Genomic DNA, 21129 nt, shown 5'->3' on the forward strand with positions numbered 1-21129 from the left:
GGGCCGCGCGCAGCGCCCGGTACGCGGTGCGCCGCAGGTCGGCCGGGGCGTCGTGCAGCAGCGCCGCCACCTCGTCGGGGTCGGCCCAGCCGGAGCGCAGGTACGCGGTGACCGCGACCGCCCGCAGCCGGCGGTCCGGGTCGCTGAAGCCGGCCCGCACCGTCGCCTGGTCACCGACGATCACCGCCATGGTGAGCCCGAGGAACCGCTGGTGGGCGTCGCCGCCGGTCAGGTCGGCGAGTACGGCGGGCAGGTCTCCGGTGGCGGCCAGCCGGCGGGCGTGCCCGGCCAGGGCGGACATCCGGGCGTGGTGGGTCAGCGGGTCGAGGGCAGCGAGCAGTTCGGCGGTGGAGTGCGGCACCGGATGATCGTCTCAGCCGCCAGCAACCGGATATCCGCTCCTCCGTCGCGCGCAAGTGATCCACTGCGGTTGTTCAGACAGTGGTTCGGCGTGTCGCGTCGATCAGCCGAAGTGGATCAAAGCGGCTATCCGGCCGGCTCGGCGACGGCCGTGCCGAGGGCGTGAATCCGCTGACGGATCTCGGCGATCGGCGCGGACAGGTCGACCGGGTGTACGTCGACCCGGATTCCCGAACCGGCCAACTGGTAGCTGCCGGACGTCGGACCGCCGGCGGCGTACACCAGATGGCCCCGGGCCAGCCCGTACGTCGTGCAGTACGCCAGCATCTGGTAGACGTCGCTGTTCGGCGGACGGCCCGGCCCGGCGGTCTCACCGGGTTTGCCCCACGCGGTCGGCTTGTACTTGGCGTCCACCACCGCCCGGCACGACGACCCGTCCCACCAGGTGATGTCGGGTCGCAGCCCGATCCGCCGCCCGGTGTCCAGGTGCGACTGGTGCTGGGCGCGCAGCCGGCCGCCGTACCGGGACTCGATGCTGTCGCGCAGCATGGCGGTGAGCCAGCTTTCGAAGACCGCGTTGAGGTCGAAGACGAAGCCGGTGGCGGCGAACGGGCCTGGCGGCTGTTCGACGCTGTTGCCGGCCAGGATCAGCCGGGCCAGCCGCAGCGCCGGCTGGTAACGGGCGGTCAGCCGGTCGACCCGGGTCACCGGCGACACTGCCCCAGCCGGCAGCGGGGTAACGTCGGCGAGCGCGGCGACGATCCGGTGCAGGGCGTGCCGGGTCACTGCCGGTACGCCGGGCAGCCGCTGCAGCCGGTGGGCAGCTGCCAGCAGGATCCGGTTCTTGGTGATGTCGACCGTGTAGTCGTCGTAGCGGACCTCCAGCGGCGGGGCGAAGCCGAGTCGACGCCGGACCTGGTCGGCCTCCCGGATCCGGCCCCGCAGCACCGGCAACGCCTCCTCACGTACCTGGTAGCCCTGCAGCACCCCGGCGGCGAACGCGGCCGAGCAGGCGGCGGTGAACGCGACCGCCATGGCCGGCACCAGGTCGGTCTCCTCGGCCAGCCCGACCGGCTCGTCGCGCCAGCCACGCTGATCGTCGGCGTACCCGAGCAGCCACATCAGCCGACCGATCGGCAGCTTCGGGCGTACCCGGACCTCGACGGCCGGCTCGGATCCGGCCTGACCCGCGCCCGCCTGGCCCGCGTGGACGCGGACCGCGCCGACGCGGGAGCCGGCTCGCAGCCGCAGCCGACCGTCCAGGGTGGCCGAGACCCGGACCAGGCCGGTGGCGGCCAGGGCCTCGGCCACGGCCTTCGGCACCGGGTCGTAGTCGCGGGTCTGGTGTTCACCCAGGCTGAGCAGCCTCACTGGGGTTCGTCCCCGGTCTCCTCGACCGGCTCCGGCGGCTCGACCGCCGTCAGGGTCGCCGCCGAGGTGCTGCCGGCTGCGAGCGCCTTCCACAACACGTCCAGGCCGTAGCGGGCGCGCACGTCGACGCCGTCGCCGACGTGGCGCTCCTCCAGCAGCGGCAGGATCGCGGTCTTCCAGATCCTGGCCAGGCCGTCTTCGGTGGCGGCCCGTGACGTCATCAGGTACGACGGGCCGACAGCGGCGTCGCGGTCGCCGATCCGGCGGTTCAGCTCGTCGAGCAGGTCGGCCCGGTTGGCCGGCAACTGTTGGTCGTCGAGCCAGCGGCGCAGCATGTCGACCAGCGGCGGCTCGCCGGGGAACAGCGACTGGAAGTAGAACCGGCGGCGCATCGCCGCGTCGACCAGGGCGATCGACCGGTCGGCGGTGTTCATCGTGCCGATCAGGTAGACGTTCGGCGGCAGGTCGAAGTCGTCGCCGGGCGAGTACTGCAGGGCGATGTTGCGGTCGCGGTATTCGAGCAGGAAGTACAGCTCGCCGAAGACCTTCGCCAGGTTGGCGCGGTTGATCTCGTCGATGATCAGGATGTACGGCTGCGCCGGGTCGGCGCGGGCGTCCTCGACGAGCTGTTTGAACGGGCCGGGTTCGAGGGAGAAGCCGACGCCGTTGCCGTCGTCGGCCGGCCGGGGGCGGTAGCCCTCGAAGAAGTCCTCGTACGCGTACGACGGGTGGAACTGCACCAGCCGGTACGCGTTGTCGGCCTCGCCGGTGAGGAAGCGGGCGAGTTCCTGTGCCAGGTACGTCTTGCCGGTGCCGGGCGGCCCGTACAACACGATCTGTTTCTTCTCCCGCAGCAGGTCGACGGTCTCGGCCAGCCACTCCCGGTCGATGAACAGCCGTTCGGCGAGTGCAGTGGTCGGCTCCGGCAGCTCGGCCGCCAGGTCGGCCAAGTCGGCCGCGTCCTCGCCGTCGAGGTCGGCGGACCCGCCGTCGGCGTCGTCGCCCTCGCCGATGCCGGCGAGGGCGGCGAACTCGGCGGTGTGCATGCCGAGGCCTGCGACGCTGAGGTACCCGGCGAGTTTGCTGCGGGCGGCGTCGGACAGTTCGTCGCGGTCGGCCGGTGCGGCCGGGTTGGCCCATCGCACGGCACGGCGCAGATTGGACAGGTCATCGGTGGACGCGACCCGGGTGACCGGGCCGGTCACCTCGCCGATGTAGAGGCCACGCCGGTCACCGGCGACAACGATGTCCCCTTCGCTCATCTGGTTGTGGAACCGGTCGAGGACACCGGCCATTATGGCCCGCTGCATCGGAGTCAGGTCCGGTGCGGCTTGCCGCAGCTGTTCGACAATCTGGGCCCTGGAGCCGGCGATCTCACCGTCGAGCCGTTCAGTGAAGCCGATGGAGCAGAATCCGTCGGCGAGCCAGTCGTCGAGCAGGTTGCGGCCGTGCACCCGGGCACTGCGGACCAGCCAGCCACGTTGTCCGGTGGTGGCGGCCGCCACCGCTGACGGCAGCCAGCGGTCCGCCCATGGCGGGTGGTAGAAGTGCACCGTCTGGTCGGGTGACTCGGCGTTGAGGGTGTCACGGATCGCCACCAGGTCACGCTCGACGTCACCGGTCGGAGTGGTGAGCCGGTGGGTGAAGGCGGCGACGATCAGCTTCTTGTGCTTGTTCGACGCGATGTCCGGGAAGACATCCGGGAATGCCAGGTTGAGCAGCAGGTTCCGCTGGCTGTACGCGGCGTTGATCGGCACGCCGTCGAGGATTTCGCGGAACTTCCACGGATCGTCGAGTGCGCGGCGTTGTTCGTCGCGCGGCAACGCCTTCCACGCCTGGAGCACCCGGACCAGCCAGGCGATCTGCCGGTCCCGCTGAGTCAGGTAGGCCACGCCGGCTTTGACCCGCCCGTGGTCGAGCACCGCGTCGAGATCGGCCGGGATCCGCACCGGTTCCGGCAGCAGCGTCAACGCAGCCCCGATCACCTTGCGTTTGACGGTCCCGCCCAGGTCGCGGGGCAGCAGCAGATGCAGGTAGATCAGCTCGGCCATCAGCTGGATTGCGGTCGCCGGTACGCCGTCGAGCTGCCCGCGCAGCTTCCTGGTGAAACTGCCGGTGCCGGCGTCCGGCCGCTGCACGAAATACTTCTCCAGCAGGTCGGCCGACTCAGCTGTCCAGACCGGACGACCAGGAGTAAATGCCGAGTCGTCGGCGGCAAGGCCCGCTTCGATGATCCGCCGGGCGGCGGCGTAGACGTCTACCACGGCCGTGCACGCTACGACATCGCCGAGGGCCGGGTATCCACGGTGTCGGTCGCGTCTGGCGCCGAACGACCGAGGCTACGCCGAGACCAGACAGCTGAATCTGGCCAACCTTCCAAGCACACCAGCCCTTTGCCTCGGCACAGATCAAATACCATCGACCCACACGGTTGCCCGTACCGGATTGAAACCTGCTTGGCTTCACTTCCGTGTTCGGAATGAGAGCAACAGCTCGGCCGGACATGGTCAAGGCTCCGCGCGACGTGAAGTGTCTGAAATTTGCCCGGCGAACCAGCTGTGTCCACCGCACTCCATCGGATAGGTTTGCCGGCTGCCCTCTGTGCAGCGCGCGCTCCGCCACCGACGTCTCCACGTTGTACGACCGAGACGCCGGTGGTCTGGCGACGGAGCCCGCCTTGCCGCGCGCCGTCCGACAAGGACACGCAAGACGAAGGGATGTGGATGAGCAGCGAATCTCCAGCGAGCAGCAGAAGCCGGCACTGGGTGGTGATAGAGACCGGCGCCAATCAGGCGTACGTGTTCGCCAGCAACAAACAGGCGGTGAACGTCGGGGCCAGCGAATTGATCTTCCGGAGCGGCACCGAGTGGGTGAAGACCGCCGTTGACAAGATCAACGAAGAGCGTACGGAGCCCGTCGTCGAGATCGTGGTGGCCGCCTCCGGCAAAGCGCTGCTGCTTGCCGACGACGAGGACGCCGGCAGGGGGATCATCCGGGCGGTGACCCGCCGTGCCCTCGACGAGGCACCGGGCCTGGAAATCTGGGGAACCGTGGATCCGACGTCGGTCACCGAAGACAAGCTGGGGAAAGGACTCCTCCGGGCGTACCAGTTGCAGGCGGCATGGCGCAGCCGGCGTCCGTCGCCACTGCTGCGGCACCCGACGTTGCCGTTCACCCGGCCCTGCCACTACTCAGGTCAGCCGTCGACCGCTTTCGGTTACGAAGGCACCAGGCCGTACTCGAGATCAGCCAGGGTTGATGCCGCGTGGCAGCAGCGCGACGCGGGCCGCCAGCGGATGGCGAGTCGGCTCGGCGAGGAAGCGGTGGTCAGCGCCAGTCAACTGGCGGACGGCGTGAGCAACGCCGGCTGGGTCGCGGTGATGCACGCCGACGGCAACGGCATCGGCGCCATTTTCCAGAAGCTGGCCCAAGAACCCGGTCCGGAGTTCCTCGACAACCTGCGGGCCTTCAGCGCAGCCCTCGACGAGGTGACGCTGGAAGCGCTGAAGCAGGCGGTCGCCGCCCAGCAGGGCCGCGACAACTGGCTACTGCCCCTGGTGGTCGGCGGAGACGACGTGACCGTGGTGATGGACGCCCGGCCGGCGTTCGACGTGACCGCGACCTTCGTCGAACAATTCGCGAAGATCGCCGCCGGCCATCCGGTCGTCCAAAAGGTCCTGGCCGGCGGCAAGCATCCGGGTCTGACCGCCTGCGCCGGGATCGCGTACGTCAAGCCGCACTACCCGTTCAGCCAGGCGTACAAGTTGGCCGAGGATCTGTGCACCTCAGCCAAGCAGATCAAACGGATCGACGATCGCTGCGGCGCGCTGGACTTCCATGTCCTGCATGACTCCGTCGGGCAGCGTCTGGAGCAGATCCGCACGCCGCTGACCGTGCCAGATGGCGCTCGTGCCTTGTCGCGGTTGTGGCCAGGCCCGGTCGTGATCGGTACGCCACAGGCCGGCAGCTGGGCGGCGGCCCACGATGTCGCCCTGCTGCGGAGCGCCGTCGATGAGTTGAGCAAGGCAAGCGAGGACGATCCGCCGGTGCTGCCCCGCAGCGCCCTGCACCGGCTGCGGCAGGCGCTGCTCACAGGACGCGCCGAAGTCGAGCGGGCACGCGACCAGGTCGCCGTCTGGGCACCCGACCCGGCGACGGCGCGACCGTTCCTCGATGCGCACCTGTTGGTGCACGAGCCGGCCGAGGAGTCCTCGCCGGACGGCGAGCGACAGCAGGTGCGGTTCAGCAGGCTCCTCGGCGCGGTCGACCTGATCGACATGGCCACCGGCACCGCGCCACACGCCAACCGCGAAGCCGGCCGTACCGGCGGGCAGCCGCCACGACAGGAGGCGTTGCGCTGATGGCCGACATCGATCAGCTGACGGGTAGCACCGGGCTGCGCAACGAGCAGCCGTTCACCGTCGAGGTGGAGTTTCTCAGCGACTGGGCCTGCGGCACCGGCACCGGGCGGCACGGCGCGGTCGACCGCGAAGTGCAGCGGGACGCCGATGGGCTGCCGATGCTGCGGGGCAAGGCACTCGCGGCGATGCTGCGCGACACGGCGGAAACCGTCGCGGCCGGACTGGATGAGGGCACCACCGGCACCTGGCACGCCTGGGTCGAGGCGGTCTTCGGCAGCCAGCCGGGCGCGTCGTCCCGGCAGCAGCTCGACGCCGGTCCGCAGCCTCGCACCATGCCGGTGCCGGCGACGCTGCAGGCCCGGCCGTTGCGTCTCGCCGCACCGGTACGGGAGGCGATCGCGGCGCTCGACGAGCGCAACCAGGCACTGGCCCGGGAGGCGGCCGTACTGCTGCGCCCCGGGGTGGCGATCGACACCGACCGGCACACCGCTGCCGACGACACGTTCCGCATCGAGGAGCGGGCGGCGGTCGGGCTGACCGTCACCGCCAACTGGCAGCTGGTCTTCCCCGGTCTCGCCGCCGACGATGCGGTGCCGTGGGAGGCAGAGCTGCTGCTGCGGGCGGCCGCCCGCCTCGTCGACGCGGTCGGCGGCAAGCGGCGCCGGGGCGCCGGGCGCTGTCGGGTCACCGTCGCTGGGGACGGGGCCAGCGTTGACGGCCGAGCCGGTCCCCGCCTGGCCGCCCTGCTCGACCAGGTGGACCAGGCGAAAGAGCCGACTGCGGCGATCCTGGCAGGCACCAGCGCTGACCCGGCCGGCACCACGCTCGGTGCCCGGGCGACCGAGCAGCTCAGACACCGCCACGATCTGCGGATCACCGCGATCACTCCGCTGCTGGTCGCCCGTGGGGTGATCGGCAACATGGTGCTGACCGACAAGTACGTGCCGGGCACGTCACTGCTGCCGATGGTGGCGAAGGCACTCGGCAGGCGCGCCACCGAGCTGATCACCGGGGGCCAGGTGGTGGTCACCAACGCCACCATCGAGGTCAACGGCGAACGGGCACTGCCTCGACCTCGCGCCCTGCACCACGACAAGGACGCCCGGCCACGCCGGCCCGGCGACCCACAGACACTGGTCAACATTTTCCAACCACGTGACGACGACGGCCGACGCCTCCGCACGGATGACGACTTCTGTGTCCGCGCCGGCGCCGAAGACATCCACCTCGCGCAAGTCGACCTGGTGACGCAGGCCCACGCCGTTGTCGACGACGGCACGCAACGGCCCACCGAGGACTCCGGAGGGTTGTTCGTCTACCAGGCGATCGCCGCCGGCACCGTGCTGCGCTGTGAACTGTGGCTCCCGGCCGACGCGGCGCTGGATGTCGACTGGCTGGACGGCGAGCACGGGATCGGCCGGTCCCGCAAGGACGACTACGGCCACGTCAAGGTCGACGTCCTCGACCCGGGCACACCACGACTGGCTGCCCGGGGCGAGATCCGTACCGACCAGCAGCTCGTCGTCTGGTTGTTGTCGGACCTGCTGCTACGCGGTCCGGCCGGCGAACCACTGGCTGACGCGACCGCGCTGGCGGCTGCCCTGAGCACGGAGCTGGGTGTCGAGTTGAGACTGCCCGATCCGGCTCCCGGGCAGCCACCGGTGGAGCTGGCCACCGTCAGACGGGTCGAGTCGTGGCAGCAGCGCTGGTCGATGCCCCGACCGTCGCTGACCGGCCTGGCTGGCGGCAGCGTTTTCCGGTTCGACATGACCGGAGTGCCCGACGAGTCAGCGTTGTGCAGGGTCGAGGCGGCCGGGATCGGTGAGCGGACCGCCGAGGGCTACGGCCGGTTGGCGCTGCAGCCACAACTGCTCGACCAAGCGCTGATCAAGGTGGTCAAAGCCGGCAGCTGCGACGTCGTCGGCGAGTTGTTGCACCGTGGCTGGCACCGGGAGCTGCATCGCGCCGCGGCGGTCCGGGCAGCTAGTGCCGAGGTACGCAAGGAATTCGTGCCGCCACGGGCAACCGCGGCGCAGCTCGGCACGCTGCGGACCCTCGCCGACCGGGTCGTCGAGGACGGCGGCCCGGAGCAGATCCGAGGCTGGGTCGCGGCGACCCGCCGCAACCGGTCACGCAAGGAGATCTGGGGTGGCGACCGGCTCGACCGGCTGACAAAGCTCGTGTCCGGTGCGGAGGCGCTCTGGTCGTACCTGGGGGTCCGGCCGCCCAGCGGGATCCCCGACGAACTGCACCGGCAGGCAGTCGGCTGGCTGCTCGCCGAAGTGGTGCGGGCCGAAGTCGAGCAGCGCCGCAACCGACCAGCGGACAGTCCTGAGGTCAACAACGACGAGGAGGCGCCGGCATGAGCCGCCTGGTAACCAGCAGATGGGAACTGACCGGCACCCTCGTCGCCCAGGCACCGGTGCACATCGGTGGTCTCGACGCCGGGCCGGCACAGCTGGTCCAGGCCCGCGACGGAGCGGGCCGGCCGCTGCTGCCCGGCACCGCGCTGGCCGGCGTGATCCGTTCGACGCTGCGGGCCGCAGGCGCGCCTGACTACCTGTTGTGGGGGTTGGCGCCGAAACCCGACGGCACCGGCGGGGCGGCTTCCTGGGTGCGGATCGATGACGCCCCCGCCGTCGGCGAGCCCCAGGTCGAGCTACGCGACCACGTGTCGATCGACCGGGTGCACGGGGTGGCGGCCAGGGGGCACCTGTTCAGCCGGGAGGTGCTGCCCGCCGGCACCCGGTTCGAGTTCCGGATGGTCGTCGATGCCCCGAACGACGACTCCGCCAGCAAGGCGGAGAAACTCGCCCGCACCGTCGCGGCCCGGCTGTGCGGGCCGGGGATCAGCGTCGGGGCGGCCACCACGCGGGGACTCGGCCTGGTCCGGCTGGAGGACGCCGTACTGCGGGTATCGGATCTGGCCACCCGGGCCGGCATGCTCGCCGCGCTGTGCAGCGGGGGTCAGAAGGTCGATCTGGCGGAGGCCGATCCCGAGGCGGTGCCGCCTGGGACGTTGCGGATCAGCGTGCCCTGGCGCCCGCACGGTCCACTCGCCGTGCAGGTCAGCGCCGACGGGGATGTGGTCAGTGCGTTTCCGCTGACCGGACGCAACGGTGACCACACCCATCTGGAGCTGCCCGGCAGCTCGATCAAGGGAGTGTTGCGCAGTCACGCTGAGCGGATTACCCGTACGGTGACCGGCGCCACCGCTCCGAAGAAGTTCCTGGACCAGATGCGGGCCGACGGGCTCGGGCCGGTGGCGGCGCTGTTCGGCACCGCCGCCGCCCGTGACAGCAAGGACCGTGACCTGCCGGCCGGGCGGCGGGGTGCCCTGCAGGTAGCCACCTGCGTCAGCAACGCCGCCCTGCCGACAGCCCAATGGGACGCGGTACGCCTGCTGCAGCGACGCCTCGACGAGACCGTTCATCAGAACGCGCACGGCCCCGACGGCGGCAACCCACCGGAGCGCACGACCGATCAGGTACGAGCCGCGCTGGGCACGCTGCAGCGCGCGGTCGACGAACTGAACGCTACGGTCGACGGAATCCAGTTCACCATCGCTCATCACGTGGCGGTGGACCGCTGGACCGGCGGGGCCGCCGACGCGCTGCTGTTCGCGACGTTGGAGCCGCATGCCACCACGGTTGACGCGTGGCAGCCGATCACGCTCGACCTGGCGGTGGACCAACTCGACCAGGATCCGACGACGACCAGCGCACGCGCCGACGACGACCGACGGGCAGCACTGGCGTTGCTGCTGCTGGTGCTGCGGGACCTGTGCGACGGCTGGCTCGGCTTCGGCCACGGCACCACGCGCGGCGCTGGCGGGGTGCGGGTCGACCCGAAAAGGGTGCGGTTCCAGGCCGACGCCCGCTCCGGCTGGTGTCGGAGACTCGACGGCCGCTCCCTCGCCGAGGTGCTGGCCGACGACGAGGTGACCAAGCCACTGATGACGGCGTGGCTGGCGGCAACGACAGGAGGGCAAGCGTGAGTACCGTCGCGCGCCATCAAAAGGTCCAGGGCCAAGGGCCGGTGGGTCAGGCACTGCAGAGCTTCGCTCACGACGCCGGGCCGGGGATCGGGTTCTGCTACCGGCCGGCCGACGTCCGCTGGTTCCGGTTCGACGCCGACGGGGCGCCCACCGGCCCCGACGGAGCCGCACTCGATCTGACCGGGGTGTTCGAGCTGCGGGCGTTCACCACCGACACCGAGTTGCGCTGGCGGAACACCTCGGCCGGAACCGGCACGGCGGTGCAGGTCAGCGACGGCGCTACCGGCCAACGGCCGCGGCACGAGCGGCTGCTGTGGGGAGTGGCGGTCGATCCGCAGCCCGCAACAGGCTGGGTCGCGCTGCACGACGCCCGAATCGGCGTGCTCGACGTCCCGGTCGGCGGCTCGAAACCCACCCACGGCCACCTCGTGTGGCTGCAGGTCGTCGAGTACCTCGAAGAGGACAGACACGGCAACGTCGCCGTGATCGACGAACGGCTGGTCGGGCTGGTCGCCCGTCCGCACCCCAACAGCGAGGCAACCGAGGAGGCAAAGCCCGATGAGTGATCAGCACCGGCCGGTCGGCCCTATCGACTCGGCCGGCCCGGCCGAGTTGAAGGACGCCAAGGGGCACTTCCTCAACCCGTACGGCTTCGTGTCCATCCCGGACCGCGACGCCCTGCCAGCAGAGCTGGCCGACGGGCCGCCGGCCGGCCACGACAGGTACGACCCGGACCGGTGGACCGGCACGATTCGAGTCCGGGTCACCGCCCGTACCCCGATGTTGATCCCGGACCATGGACGGCGCGCGGCCGACGACACCGCGACCAACGCGCCGCTGCCGGTACGGGTCGACCACGCCGGCCGGCCGGTGCTGGCCGGCTCGGCGGTCAAGGGTGCGCTGCGGTCGGCGTACGAGGCGGTCACCAACTCACGGTTCGGCGTGTTCACCGGCCACGACCAGCAGTTGGCCATCCGGGCCACCACCGACCATGCCCAGCGGTTGCGACCCGCCGTAGTGACAGAGGTCAACGGGGACGGCAGCGCCACGCTGCAGGTGGTCGATGCACTGGATCCGAAGGACTGGCAGGGCGGTCCGCTGAAAAAGCCCGTGCAGACGGCGGTGTGGGCGCCCATGGACCTGCCCTGCGAGTGCGTCGGCGGCTGCAGCGGCAAGGTCGGTCATGCGGTCACGGGCTCGCAGGAATCGACGCGTAGCCCCGAGATGGAGGCGTGGATCTACTTCGCTCTACTCGGCCCGTATCCGCTGTGGCGAGTCGCGGTCTATGCCCGGCCCGGCGAGCTGTGCGACGAGTCGGTGGCGGACCAGCGCCGTGTCGCCGACCGCCAGGACGAACAGGCCCGGGCGATAGAACGGGCGCGGAAGGCTCAGGCGAGGGGAAAGAAGAACAACACGGGACTGACCGTCACCAACCATCCGTTGGTGCGGGTCCGGGGGCGGCTACATGTCACCGGCAGCACATTCCCGGCCGGCGAAGGGCGCAAAAGGTTCGAACGGTTCGTTGTCACGCAGGTCAAAGAGGGTCCGGCCACGCCGGGACTGTCGGCCCCGACCGTCGGCAAGGCCCTGGTCGACGGCTGGCGAGCGGTAATCGATTCCTACGAGCGCGCCCACGAGACGGAAAGCAGCCTGAAAGTCCGCTACGGCAGCTACGTGTGGGACGCGAAGCGGTGGCGGACGCTGCAGGTCGGTGACACGCTGTACGTGGAACTCGACTCCGACGGAAAGCCGGTCGGGCTGTATCCGGCGATGATCGGGCGTAAGCCGTTTCCCGGCTCGCCGGTAGTCAGCCTCCCCGGGCGGCACCGACCGGCCGACAAGCGCAACCTGCTGTCCCCGGCGGACCGGGTGTTCGGTTGGGTACGCCAAGGCGAGGACGACTCACGGGTCGCACATCGGGGGCACCTGAGGGTGCTGCCGCCCGACGGCGACGGGGTGCCTAGCAAGGACAGGGTTCATCGGCTCATCCGCCCACTGGAGCTGGTCGTGCTCAACGGGCCGAAACCGTCGCAGTTCCTGTTCTATCTCGGCGACCGTAACGGGGCTCCGCTGGAGGCTCCGGATCGGCGCGCTGAACAAGGCTACCCGGCCGCCGCCGACACTCGCCGGTTGCGGGGCCGGAAGACCTATCTGACCCACGCCGAAGTGGTTGACGGCGAGCCGGGCGCGGCGGACTACTGGACGCCGCCGGCTCAGCCGCCCCGGCCGGCGACACCGAACGGTCCCGCACCGCCGAAGCCAAGACCGGTGACGGTCGGCGGGCGGACCCGCTTCCGGGAGTACGCTCGCCCACCTGTCGACCGCAACGCCAGAGACAACACCGAGATCACCACGTCGGTGTCGCACTGGGTGAAGCCGGGGACCACGTTCGCGCTCACCCTTCAGGTCGACAATCTGACCGGCACCGAGCTGGGGGCGTTGCTGTGGCTGCTGTCGCTACCGGACGGCGCCTGCCTCAAGCTGGGGTTGGGCAAGCCGTTGGGCTTCGGCGCGGTACGGGTCGAAGTCGACTGGGACGACACCCGGCTGTTCACCGGCGATCGGCTGCTGGACCGCTACCGCATACTGTCGCTGTCACCGCCGCCCGCTGACGCGGACCTGAGCGCGGCCCGCCAACTCGTCGCCAGCTACGACGACGTGCTGCGCGAGCATCTGACCGATGTGCGGGAGGAGTTCCTCAACGCCGCGTACGGGTTCGTCGGCGCTCCGGTGCACTACCCGCGCAAAGCGGACGGCTCGCCGGCGGGTGTGCCGGCCACCCCGCGCAACACCACCTACGACTGGTGGGTGGCCAACGACAAGATCGGCAACGAGGCCGGAAAGGAATACGGGCGACGGCTGTCGCTGCGTGAGCTGTCCGACCCTGGCTCGTTGCCGCTGCCGTACGACCCGACCGGCATCCGGCCGGGGAAACCGAAGGGCAGCCAGCCAGGCGCGTCTACCGGCAGCCGACCAGGCGGAGCCTGGCCGGGTGAGCCGCAGGACGATCCTCCGCGTCCCAGACGCCGCAAGATGGGTGGCCGCCGAGGCCAGGGCGGCAACGGCCATCGGTACGACGACCGCGGCCGGGGCGACGGACGCCGGTGAACAGGCTGTCGGGCTCCGGTGGAGGTCCCGCTACCGGAGCCCGGCAGCCGGCCAGGCGGACGGGTCAGGTGTCGCGCAGTCGGCGTACGTCGTCGCGTAACTCGGCGAGCACGTCGGCCAGCCGGGGGCCGCCGCAGACTCGGTCGCCGAACGTGTCACGGGCGGTGTTGGCCATCGCGGTGAGCAGCCCGCTGACGGTGTGCTGCGCTCCCCCGGTGTTGTGCAGGATCAGGTCGTCGAGGGCGCGGGCGTCGAACGGCCCGTGCCCATGGGTGACCGGCAACTGGTTGCGGGTGTCGAACATCCATGTCAGCTCGTCGCGGATCTTCGTCTTGGTCTGTGCGTGGTTGTCCGCTGAGCGTTCGGCGCAGGCGCATGCGCCGATGATCGCCCGCATCCCGGTTGCCGGGTCCTTGTCGATGCCGGGCAGCGTGGCCCACACCTCGATCCGTTCGGCGACCATCCGGACGGCGCGATCCTCGGCGTCCACGGTGGTCATCGGCCAGTCCTCCGACTCGCCGGCATGGCGCAACGCTTCTGACAGACGCAGCGCCTTGTCACTCAACTGTTTGCCGGTGGCGAGGGTGCCGAGCAGCCGGGCGGCGGTGTCGAGTTCCGCGACGTCCAGGGCATGGCTGGCGGCGGTGAGGATGGCCAGGTCGGTGCCGAAGCGCAGCGGCAGCCGGTGGGTGCCGGCGGCGAGCACATTCTGGTTCTGGGTGACGAGTTGGCGCAGGAACAGCGGGATTCCCCGTACGGCGGCGATCTGTTGCCCGGCGTCGAGCAGGGTCAGCACATGCTCCTTCGGCCCGGTCGGGATCAGCACGATCGCCCCGGTGTCCGGGCCGACGTGCTGGCTCAGCAGCTCGGCGGCGGCCTGCTCGGTGAACGCGGCCGGGTCGTCGGGGTCGAGCCCGACGGCAGCGACGGAAGCGGTGACGACGGTGTGTCCAGCGGCGCGCAGCTGCTCGCCGACCCGCTGCGCGTGGGTGAACGTACCGGAGGCGGTGCCGAGGATGATCATTTTCACCGGTACCTCGACCGGACCGCCGAGGTAGGTCTGGACGTCTTTCTCGATCCGCCGCCACCGGTTCTGTCCGACAGCATCGGCGATCTGCTCGATGACATAGTCACCGCCTTTGCGGTCCGGCCAGCCGAGGATGGTGAGGTAGCAGACGGTGTCGCCGGGCACCAGGGGCAGCGGCCCGAGTCCGGACGGGGTGGGCAGGTCGGCCGCCGGGGCGGTGTCGTGCTCGGCGAGGTGCCGGCGCAGGGCGTCGAGCATCGCCGGCTGCGGCGGCGCAAGCTCGTGGGAGCTGTCCTTGCCCATCTCGTTGAGCTGTCGCACGATCGGCGAGAGGAGCCACTCGCCGCTGGCGGTGCGCTTCGCGTCGAGCACGGCGGAGTCCTGATGCTCCCGGTCGATCGTGCCTATCAGCTGGCCGAGGGTGGCGATCCGTCGCCCGTGCCGCTGCTGCGCCCAGGTGAGCAGGTCGAGCGTGCTGCCGTCGTGTTCCCGCAGCTCCTGGTAGCGGTGGACGATGTATGCGCGGACGGTGAAGCCGCTGCTGCCGTCTCCGCGCATCAACGCGGCGGCCATCACGGCCCGCATCCGGTCGGCGTTCGGCGCGACGTACGCCTGCCCGAAGTGATCAGCCTCCGCGTCCACGACCCGCCGCTGCTCGGCCGTCAGACTCAGCTGACCCGCATCGGCGAGAGCCCGCAGCAGGTCGTGGTAGCGCCAGCGACGCAGCAACGGCACCACCGGGTCGACCGGCAACCCGACCGTCGGGTCGTAGACGGCGTGCCGGGGCGCCACGGTCGGCCCGATCCGGATCAACGACCACGGCAACCCGGAGCCTATGACGGCGTCGAGCGCGCCGATGATGACCTGGGTGGCGCCGCTGCCCCACACCGTGTAGACCCGACCCTCGGCGGAGTCGGCGCGGCTGTGCAGGAAGCGGGTGACACCGGAGGCGACGTCGGGTTCGGTGACGCTCACGCCGTGGATGATGGTGACGTCAGTGACCGGTACGCCGTACAGGTCGGGTTGGCGGTGGAGGGCGTGCGCGATGACGTCGGCGATCGGCGCGACCACCGGGGTGCACAGGAGCACCAGGTGGATGGTGGTGGTGCCGGTATCGGCCGGCAGAGCGCCCAGTGCGGCGGCGAGCGGCGCGACCTGGCCGGCGGTCTGCTCGGGGGTGCGCAGCAGCAGGATCTGCCGGGTGTGGGTGTCGTCGTCGGGCCGCTGTTCGAGCCGGGCGAGGAGCTCACCGGCGTCGGCCTGCCCGGCCGAAAGGCGGGCGCGGCCCGCCGGTGCGCCGAGGTCGGAGTTTCCGACGGCGTGGAGCAGGTAGGTGACGTGTCGGGTCACGTTCGTCCTATTCGGGTCGGGTGTCGACGATGGTGCCGAGCCTGTTGCCGCCGAGGCCGGGCAGGCCGGGTCGGCCCGCCTGGCCGGCGCGTTCGGCGCGCCAGGCCAGCTCGGTGTGTTCGGTGTCGCGCAGCCGGCGTACGTCGTCGCGCAGCTCGGCGAGCAGGTCGGCCAGTCGGGGGCCGCCGCCGGGGCGGTCGCCGAAGGTGCTGCGGGCGGCGGCGGCCATCGCGGTGAGCAGCCCGCTGACGGTGCGCTGCGCTCCCCCGGTGCGCTCCAGGATCAGCGGCTCCAGGTTGAGTGGCTCCGGGGCGAGTGGCTCCGGGTTCAGCGACTCCGGGGTGTCGCCGTCGGCGCGGCCGTGGCCGTGGGTGATCGGCAGCCGGTTGCGGATCTCGTACAGCGGTCGCAGCACCTGCCGCCGGGTGGCTTCCTTGAGCCGGTTGGCGTCGATGGAGTGTTCGGTGCTGGCGCAGGCGCCGATGATGGCGCGCATGCCGGTGGCGGCGTCCCGGTCGACGTCGGGCAGCGCGGCCCACACGTCGATCCGTTCGCCGATCATCCGGAAGGTGCAGTCCTCGGTGGTGGTGACGTCGGCCTGCACCGGCACCGGCCAGCGGCGCAGCTGCTGGGTGGCGCAGCGCAGCGCGTCGGACAGGCTCACCGCGCGGGCGCTCAGTGGCTGCCCGGTGGCGAGGGTGCCGAGCAGCCGGGCGGCGGTGTCGAGTTCGGCGACGTCCAGGGCGTGGCTGGCGGCGGCGAGGATGGCCAGGTCGGTGCCGAAGCGCAGCGGCAGCCGGTGGGTGCCGGCGTCGAGCACGCTCCGGTCGCGGGTGACGAGCTGCCGTAGGAACAGCGGAATTCCCCGTACGGCGGCGGCCTGCTGCCCGGCGGCGAGCAGGGTCAGCACATGCTCCTTCGGCCCGGTCGGGATCAGCACGATCGCCCCGGTGTCCGGGCCGACGTGTTGGCGCAGCAGCTCGGCGGCGGCCGGCTCGGTGAACGCGGCCGGGTCGTCGGCGGCGACGCCGAGGTCGGCAATCGGGGCGGCGACGGCGGTGTGCCCGGCGGCCCGCAGCCGGTCGGCGGCCTGGCGGGCGTGCGGGTAGGTGCCGGCGGCGGTGCCGAGGATCAACGCCTTGACCGGCACCGGCTGGCCGGCCGGCACCCCGAGGTAGGTGCGGACCGCCGGGTCGAGGTCGTCGCGCCGGTCGGGGTCGGCGGCGGCTTGGACGATCTGTTCGACGATGTACGGGCTGCCGTCGCGCGACGGGTTGCCGACGACGCTGAGGTACCAGACGGTGTCGCCGGGCACCAGGGTCAGCGATCCGAGCCCGGCCGGTGCGTTGTCACCGGCTGCCGGCACGCCACCGCCACCGGTGGCGGTCGGGGTTCTGTCGTGTTGGCGCAGGTGTCGGCGCAGCGCGTCGAGCATCGGCGGGTCCGGTGGTTTGAGTTCGTGGGCGCTGGCTTTGCCCATCTCGTTGAGCTGGTGCACGATCTGCGAGGCGAGCCACCGGCCGCTGGGCGCGGCTTTCGCCGCCCGTACCGCCGGGTCTGCGTGCCCGGCGCGTTGCTCGCGGATGACCCGCAGCATCGCCCCGAGGGTGACCGGGGATCGTTTGGCGTGCTGTTCGGCCCAGGTGAGCAGGTCCAGCGGGGAGCCGTCGGCGGCGCGCAGTTCGTGGTAGCGCTGGGCGACGTAGGCGCGGACGGTGAAGCCGCTGCTGCCGTCGCCGCGCATCAACGCGGCGGCCATCACGGCCCGCATCCGGTCGGCGTTCGGCACGACGTACGCCTGCCCAAAGTGATCAGCCTCCGCGTCCACGACCCGCCGCTGCTCAACCGTCAGACTGAGCTGACCCGCATCGGCGAGAGCCCGCAGCAGATCGTGGTAACGCCAGCGACGCAGCAACGGCACCACCGGATCGACCGGCAACCCGGCCGTCGGATCGTAGACGGCGTGCCGGGGCGCCACGGTCGGCCCGATCCGGATCAACGACCACGGCAGCCCGGACGTGATCACCGCGTCGAGCGCGCCGAGGACGGTCTGGGTGGAGCCGCTGCCCCAGACGACGTACGCCCGGTCGGTGCCCGGGTCGGCGTGGGTGTGGAGGGTGCGGGTGACGCCGGTGGCGATGTCGGTCTCGTCGAGGCTGTCGCCGTGCATGACGGTGACGGCGGCGATGGTGCCGCCGTACAGGTCGGGCAGGTGGCGGACGGCGCGGTCGATCGCGGCGGCGATGGCGGAGACCCGGGCGGTGGTCGCGAGGATCAGGTGTACGGCGGTGCCGGCGGTGTCGGAGTCGGCGTGCAGGGCGGCGAGGGCGGCGGCCAGCGGCGCGGTGTCGCCGGTGGTCTGCGCCGGGGTGCGTAGCCGCAGGATCCGCCGGGTCTGGTCATCGTCGTCGGGCCGCTCGTCGAGCAGCCGCAGCAGGTCGGTGGCGCCGGCGCTGTCGGGTGGGGGTACGCCGAGGTCGGCGTGCCCGACGGCGTGCAGCACGAAGGAAACGCGAGGGGACACGGCCCGTCCAATCGAGGGGGTGGTCGGGGGGATGGTGCCGAGCCGACCAACGTTACTCAGTGGATTTTTCACGCGGCAGGCGGTGTCGGGTATCCGATGGCAGCCTTGCCCCGGCGGTGGGTTCCATAGTGGCGCGGCCGGCGTCGATGATGGCACGGTGACGGACGATCGCTGGGACGGCCCGGGGTTGACGGTGTTCGGCTCGGCCACCGGTGGTGGTGGCTGGGCGGGCCGGGCCGGCGGTGGGTCGGGCGGTGACCGGGGCGGCTGGGCGGGCGGGCTGCGGGCGGCGTTGTCGGACGGGACGGCGGCGGTGGCGGTAGGCGGTGCGCTGGCTGGCGGGTTCGGTGTCGAGGCGGCCAAGTCGGTGATGGTCGGTGAGGCGGCAGGCCGGTGGTGGTTCGTGGTGGGCTGCCTGGCCGGGGTGGCGCTGCTGGTGGCCGGGTTCGGGCTGCGGGAGCGGGCGCACCGGCAGGTGCAGGTGGGGATCGTGGTGACCGCGCGCGACGTCGGGCGCGGGCTGGCCAAGGCCCGGCAGTACGAGCAGCAGGCCGAGGAGTTCAGCCGGTCGACGTGTGCGGTGACGGTGGCGACGGCGGTCACCTTGTCCGGCGATCCGGCGGTGGACAAGTCTCGGGTCGAGGAGTTGGCGGATGAGACGTTCAACGCGTTGATGCTGGCGCAGCGGCTGACGCCGGAGGCGACCCGGGTCAATCTGATCCCGACGATGCCGCTGCATCTGGCGTTCTGGTTCGGGGCCCGGCTGGGTCACACCCATTCGCGTGAGGTCCGGGTCCACGCCGTCCGCCAGGCCGACGGCTCTCCCCCGTATTTCGCGGCGACGGCGTTGCGGGCCACCGAGTCGGCGGCGGCTCCGCTGTCGGCGAGCCTGGAGGTCGTGGCGGGCGGGGATCCGTCGCGGGCGGCGCTCGCGCTGGATCTGCAAGGTTTCGGGCGCCAGTTCGCCGATCCGGTACGGGAGACCTGCCGACAGCATGGCATCGGTCACCTGCTGGTGCTGCGCAGCGCGGGTTCGTTGCTGGCCGAGGACGCGGTCACCTATACCGGGGTGGTGGAGCAAGCCCGCCGGGAGTGGCTGGCCGCCGCGTTGCCGAGTGCCGCCCGCACCAGCCGGTACGCCGTGTTCCTCAGCGGCTCGGTGGCGATCTCGCTGGCGTTGGGTGCCCGCCTGGCGGCACCTGATCCGGGGCGGTGGACGGTCTTCTCATTCGACCGGGACACCCACTCGTACCAACCGTTTCCCTTGCCGGAGCCGACCCGGTGAGCGACAATTTCCACATCGGCCTGTCGACGACTACCGGACGGGAGGTGAGACAGCCACGCCGAGCCCAGCAGCCTCCATCGAGGACGGACAACACATCGATGTACGCAAGATTAAGTGCCGGAGTTGCAGTGAAATGTCGATTGCGACAACCTCCGACACGCCTGGGATCCGGGGGAGGTTGGCGGAAAGATCCCAAAGTACGCCAGAGCTGCGAAAACCCACCTCACAGAGATCATCTAACCCACCACCAAGATCATGATGATCATGAGGTTGCCCTCGGAGCCACCTGTTTGCCCAGCTCAGACCGCCCGACATTTCGGACACGGGTCCCCGGACACACGAAAACCGCGCCGGATTGAAACCATGGTGTCGCCCTCTCCTTGAAAGGAGAGCCAGGGGTCCCCGGACACACGAAAACCGCGCCGGATTGAAACGAAACCCTTGCAGGGCCGGTGCGCGCGTTCTTGGGTCCCCGGACACACGAAAACCGCGCCGGATTGAAACCGTGCTTTGGGCACTCAGCTTTCTTCATGTCCAAGGTCCCCGGACACACGAAAACCGCGCCGGATTGAAACCTCCAAGGCACCTCGCCGTTGGGGCCGAGTTGTGGTCCCCGGACACACGAAAACCGCGCCGGATTGAAACTTCTTCTGAGGAGCCTCGGGTGGCGGGGTCAGCTTCGTCCCCGGACACACGAAAACCGCGCCGGATTGAAACCGAGGAGCCCCCGTAGCCGGGAATTCGGCTCGATTGGGTCCCCGGACACACGAAAACCGCGCCGGATTGAAACTGAGCAGGACAATGAAAGCTAGGGCAGGGTTTCCCCTGTCCCCGGACACACGAAAACCGCGCCGGATTGAAACCTTCAAGGATTTCTCCTTCACAACAACCTAAAGCTCAGGGTCCCCGGACACACGAAAACCGCGCCGGATTGAAACTTCACCTTTCGTCGAATCGGATGTCTTCGCAACCGGTCCCCGGACACACGAAAACCGCGCCGGATTGAAACTTGAACGCCGCCCGAGCAACCTTCAAGTGCTCCCGGGTCCCCGGACACACGAAAACGGCGCCGGATTGAAACAGGACAAAGAAGGCCAAAACAGGGTGCCCTCTGTAGTCCCCGGACACACGAAAACCGCGCCGGATTGAAACCTCCAAAATTCCCGCTGTAAAGAAATACACTCCCATTGTCCCCGGACACACGAAAACCGCGCCGGATTGAAACCCTGGGGTGTACGTGGTCAGCTCGGACATGACGTGCTCGTCCCCGGACACACGAAAACCGCGCCGGATTGAAACCCGCCCTCGACTTTGTGAAAGCGGCCCCAGCGGGCCGCCAGTCCCCTGGACACACGAAAACCGCACCGGATTGAACCCGGCCCCAAGACGCGATTAATGAGAAGCCCTGAGCCGAATTTTGGGGCTGGGTGTCAGCGTGGCGGTGGTGGAATGGTGGTCAGCTCGCCGCACTTGGGGCACCAGCGGCTCTTTACCCGGAACGCGAACAGGCCAGCCATGAAGCCGAGCAACGCGGCGCTCGTCAGCGCGCAGATGTCCATTATCCTCTGCCTTCTCTACGGATAAGGATGGTGGGGGGGGGGGGGGGGGGGGGGGGGGGGGGGGGGGGGGGGGGGGGGGGGGGGAGGGGGGGGGAGGGGGGGGGGGGGGGGGGGGGGGAGGTAGGGATCGAAGATGAGAGGGCGGTCGATGTGAACTGCTTCACATTATGACCGATCGGTAAGGATT

The 21129-nt window shown here is 70.5% G+C and carries 12 protein-coding genes; 6 read left to right on the forward strand and 6 right to left on the reverse strand.

Translation table 11 applies throughout. The annotated features are described in order from the left end of the window. From ACXAHD_RS23475 to ACXAHD_RS23485, 3 genes are all read right to left on the reverse strand, one after another. The coding region (locus tag ACXAHD_RS23475) for a hypothetical protein (protein WP_475053190.1) at positions 1 to 361 on the reverse strand (361 nt) is incomplete at its 3' end. A 125-nt stretch (positions 362 to 486) separates the two neighbouring features. Beyond that, a complete protein-coding gene (locus ACXAHD_RS23480; protein ID WP_475053191.1) occupies positions 487 to 1731 on the reverse strand; it encodes an McrC family protein in 1245 nt (414 codons plus the stop codon). Next, positions 1728 to 3995: an McrB family protein gene (locus ACXAHD_RS23485; protein ID WP_475053192.1), complete on the reverse strand. Its 2268-nt coding sequence runs from the start codon at positions 3993 to 3995 to the stop codon at positions 1728 to 1730. Before ACXAHD_RS23485 ends, ACXAHD_RS23480 begins: the two co-directional genes overlap by 4 nt. A 459-nt stretch (positions 3996 to 4454) precedes the next feature. Between ACXAHD_RS23485 and ACXAHD_RS23490 the strand changes: the two genes are divergently transcribed. From ACXAHD_RS23490 to ACXAHD_RS23510, 5 genes are read left to right on the forward strand one after another with little or no spacing between them, the layout of a single operon-like run. Beyond that, positions 4455 to 6092 (forward strand): Cas10/Cmr2 second palm domain-containing protein, encoded by a 1638-nt coding sequence (locus tag ACXAHD_RS23490; protein WP_475053193.1) that lies wholly within the window; start codon positions 4455 to 4457, stop codon positions 6090 to 6092. Beyond that, a complete protein-coding gene (locus ACXAHD_RS23495) occupies positions 6092 to 8458 on the forward strand; it encodes an RAMP superfamily CRISPR-associated protein (protein ID WP_475053194.1) in 2367 nt (788 codons plus the stop codon). The genes ACXAHD_RS23490 and ACXAHD_RS23495 overlap by 1 nt, the downstream gene beginning before the upstream one ends. After that, positions 8455 to 10089 carry an RAMP superfamily CRISPR-associated protein gene (locus tag ACXAHD_RS23500; RefSeq protein ID WP_475053195.1) on the forward strand — a complete coding sequence of 545 codons (1635 nt, stop codon included), beginning with the start codon at positions 8455 to 8457 and terminating at the stop codon, positions 10087 to 10089. The genes ACXAHD_RS23495 and ACXAHD_RS23500 overlap by 4 nt, the downstream gene beginning before the upstream one ends. Then, on the forward strand, positions 10086 to 10655 hold the full coding sequence (gene csx19, locus ACXAHD_RS23505; protein ID WP_475053197.1) for a type III-D CRISPR-associated protein Csx19: 570 nt from the start codon (positions 10086 to 10088) through the stop codon (positions 10653 to 10655). The genes ACXAHD_RS23500 and csx19 overlap by 4 nt, the downstream gene beginning before the upstream one ends. Then, positions 10648 to 13197, forward strand: coding sequence for a hypothetical protein (locus tag ACXAHD_RS23510; protein WP_475053198.1), 2550 nt, complete (start codon positions 10648 to 10650; stop codon positions 13195 to 13197). Before csx19 ends, ACXAHD_RS23510 begins: the two co-directional genes overlap by 8 nt. 64 nt (positions 13198 to 13261) lie before the next feature. Here the strand turns inward: ACXAHD_RS23510 and ACXAHD_RS23515 are convergent, their stop codons facing one another. Together ACXAHD_RS23515 and ACXAHD_RS23520 are read right to left on the reverse strand one after the other, a co-directional pair. Next, complete coding sequence (locus ACXAHD_RS23515) at positions 13262 to 15574, reverse strand: hypothetical protein (RefSeq protein ID WP_475053200.1); 2313 nt, start codon at positions 15572 to 15574, stop codon at positions 13262 to 13264. Positions 15575 to 15581: 7 nt separating this feature from the next. Beyond that, positions 15582 to 18098 (reverse strand): hypothetical protein, encoded by a 2517-nt coding sequence (locus ACXAHD_RS23520; protein WP_475053203.1) that lies wholly within the window; start codon positions 18096 to 18098, stop codon positions 15582 to 15584. A 157-nt stretch (positions 18099 to 18255) separates the two neighbouring features. Between ACXAHD_RS23520 and ACXAHD_RS23525 the strand changes: the two genes are divergently transcribed. Beyond that, a complete protein-coding gene (locus ACXAHD_RS23525; RefSeq protein WP_475053206.1) occupies positions 18256 to 19383 on the forward strand; it encodes an SAVED domain-containing protein in 1128 nt (375 codons plus the stop codon). Positions 19384 to 20941: 1558 nt separating this feature from the next. On the opposite strand, the gene ACXAHD_RS23530 is transcribed toward ACXAHD_RS23525, so the two are convergent. After that, on the reverse strand, positions 20942 to 21129 hold a 188-nt coding region (locus ACXAHD_RS23530), incomplete at its 5' end, for a hypothetical protein (RefSeq protein WP_475053208.1).

This window comes from Micromonospora sp. ABR4_055 (genome assembly GCF_056160425.1).

Excerpts from the sequence above, each read along its gene's own strand:
- ACXAHD_RS23490 (WP_475053193.1), top strand. The coding sequence starts at position 4,455 with ATGAGCAGCGAATCTCCAGCGAGCAGCAGAAGCCGGCACTGGGTGGTG.
- ACXAHD_RS23495 (WP_475053194.1), top strand. The coding sequence starts at position 6,092 with ATGGCCGACATCGATCAGCTGACGGGTAGCACCGGGCTGCGCAACGAG.
- ACXAHD_RS23500 (WP_475053195.1), top strand. The coding sequence starts at position 8,455 with ATGAGCCGCCTGGTAACCAGCAGATGGGAACTGACCGGCACCCTCGTC.
- ACXAHD_RS23510 (WP_475053198.1), top strand. The coding sequence starts at position 10,648 with ATGAGTGATCAGCACCGGCCGGTCGGCCCTATCGACTCGGCCGGCCCG.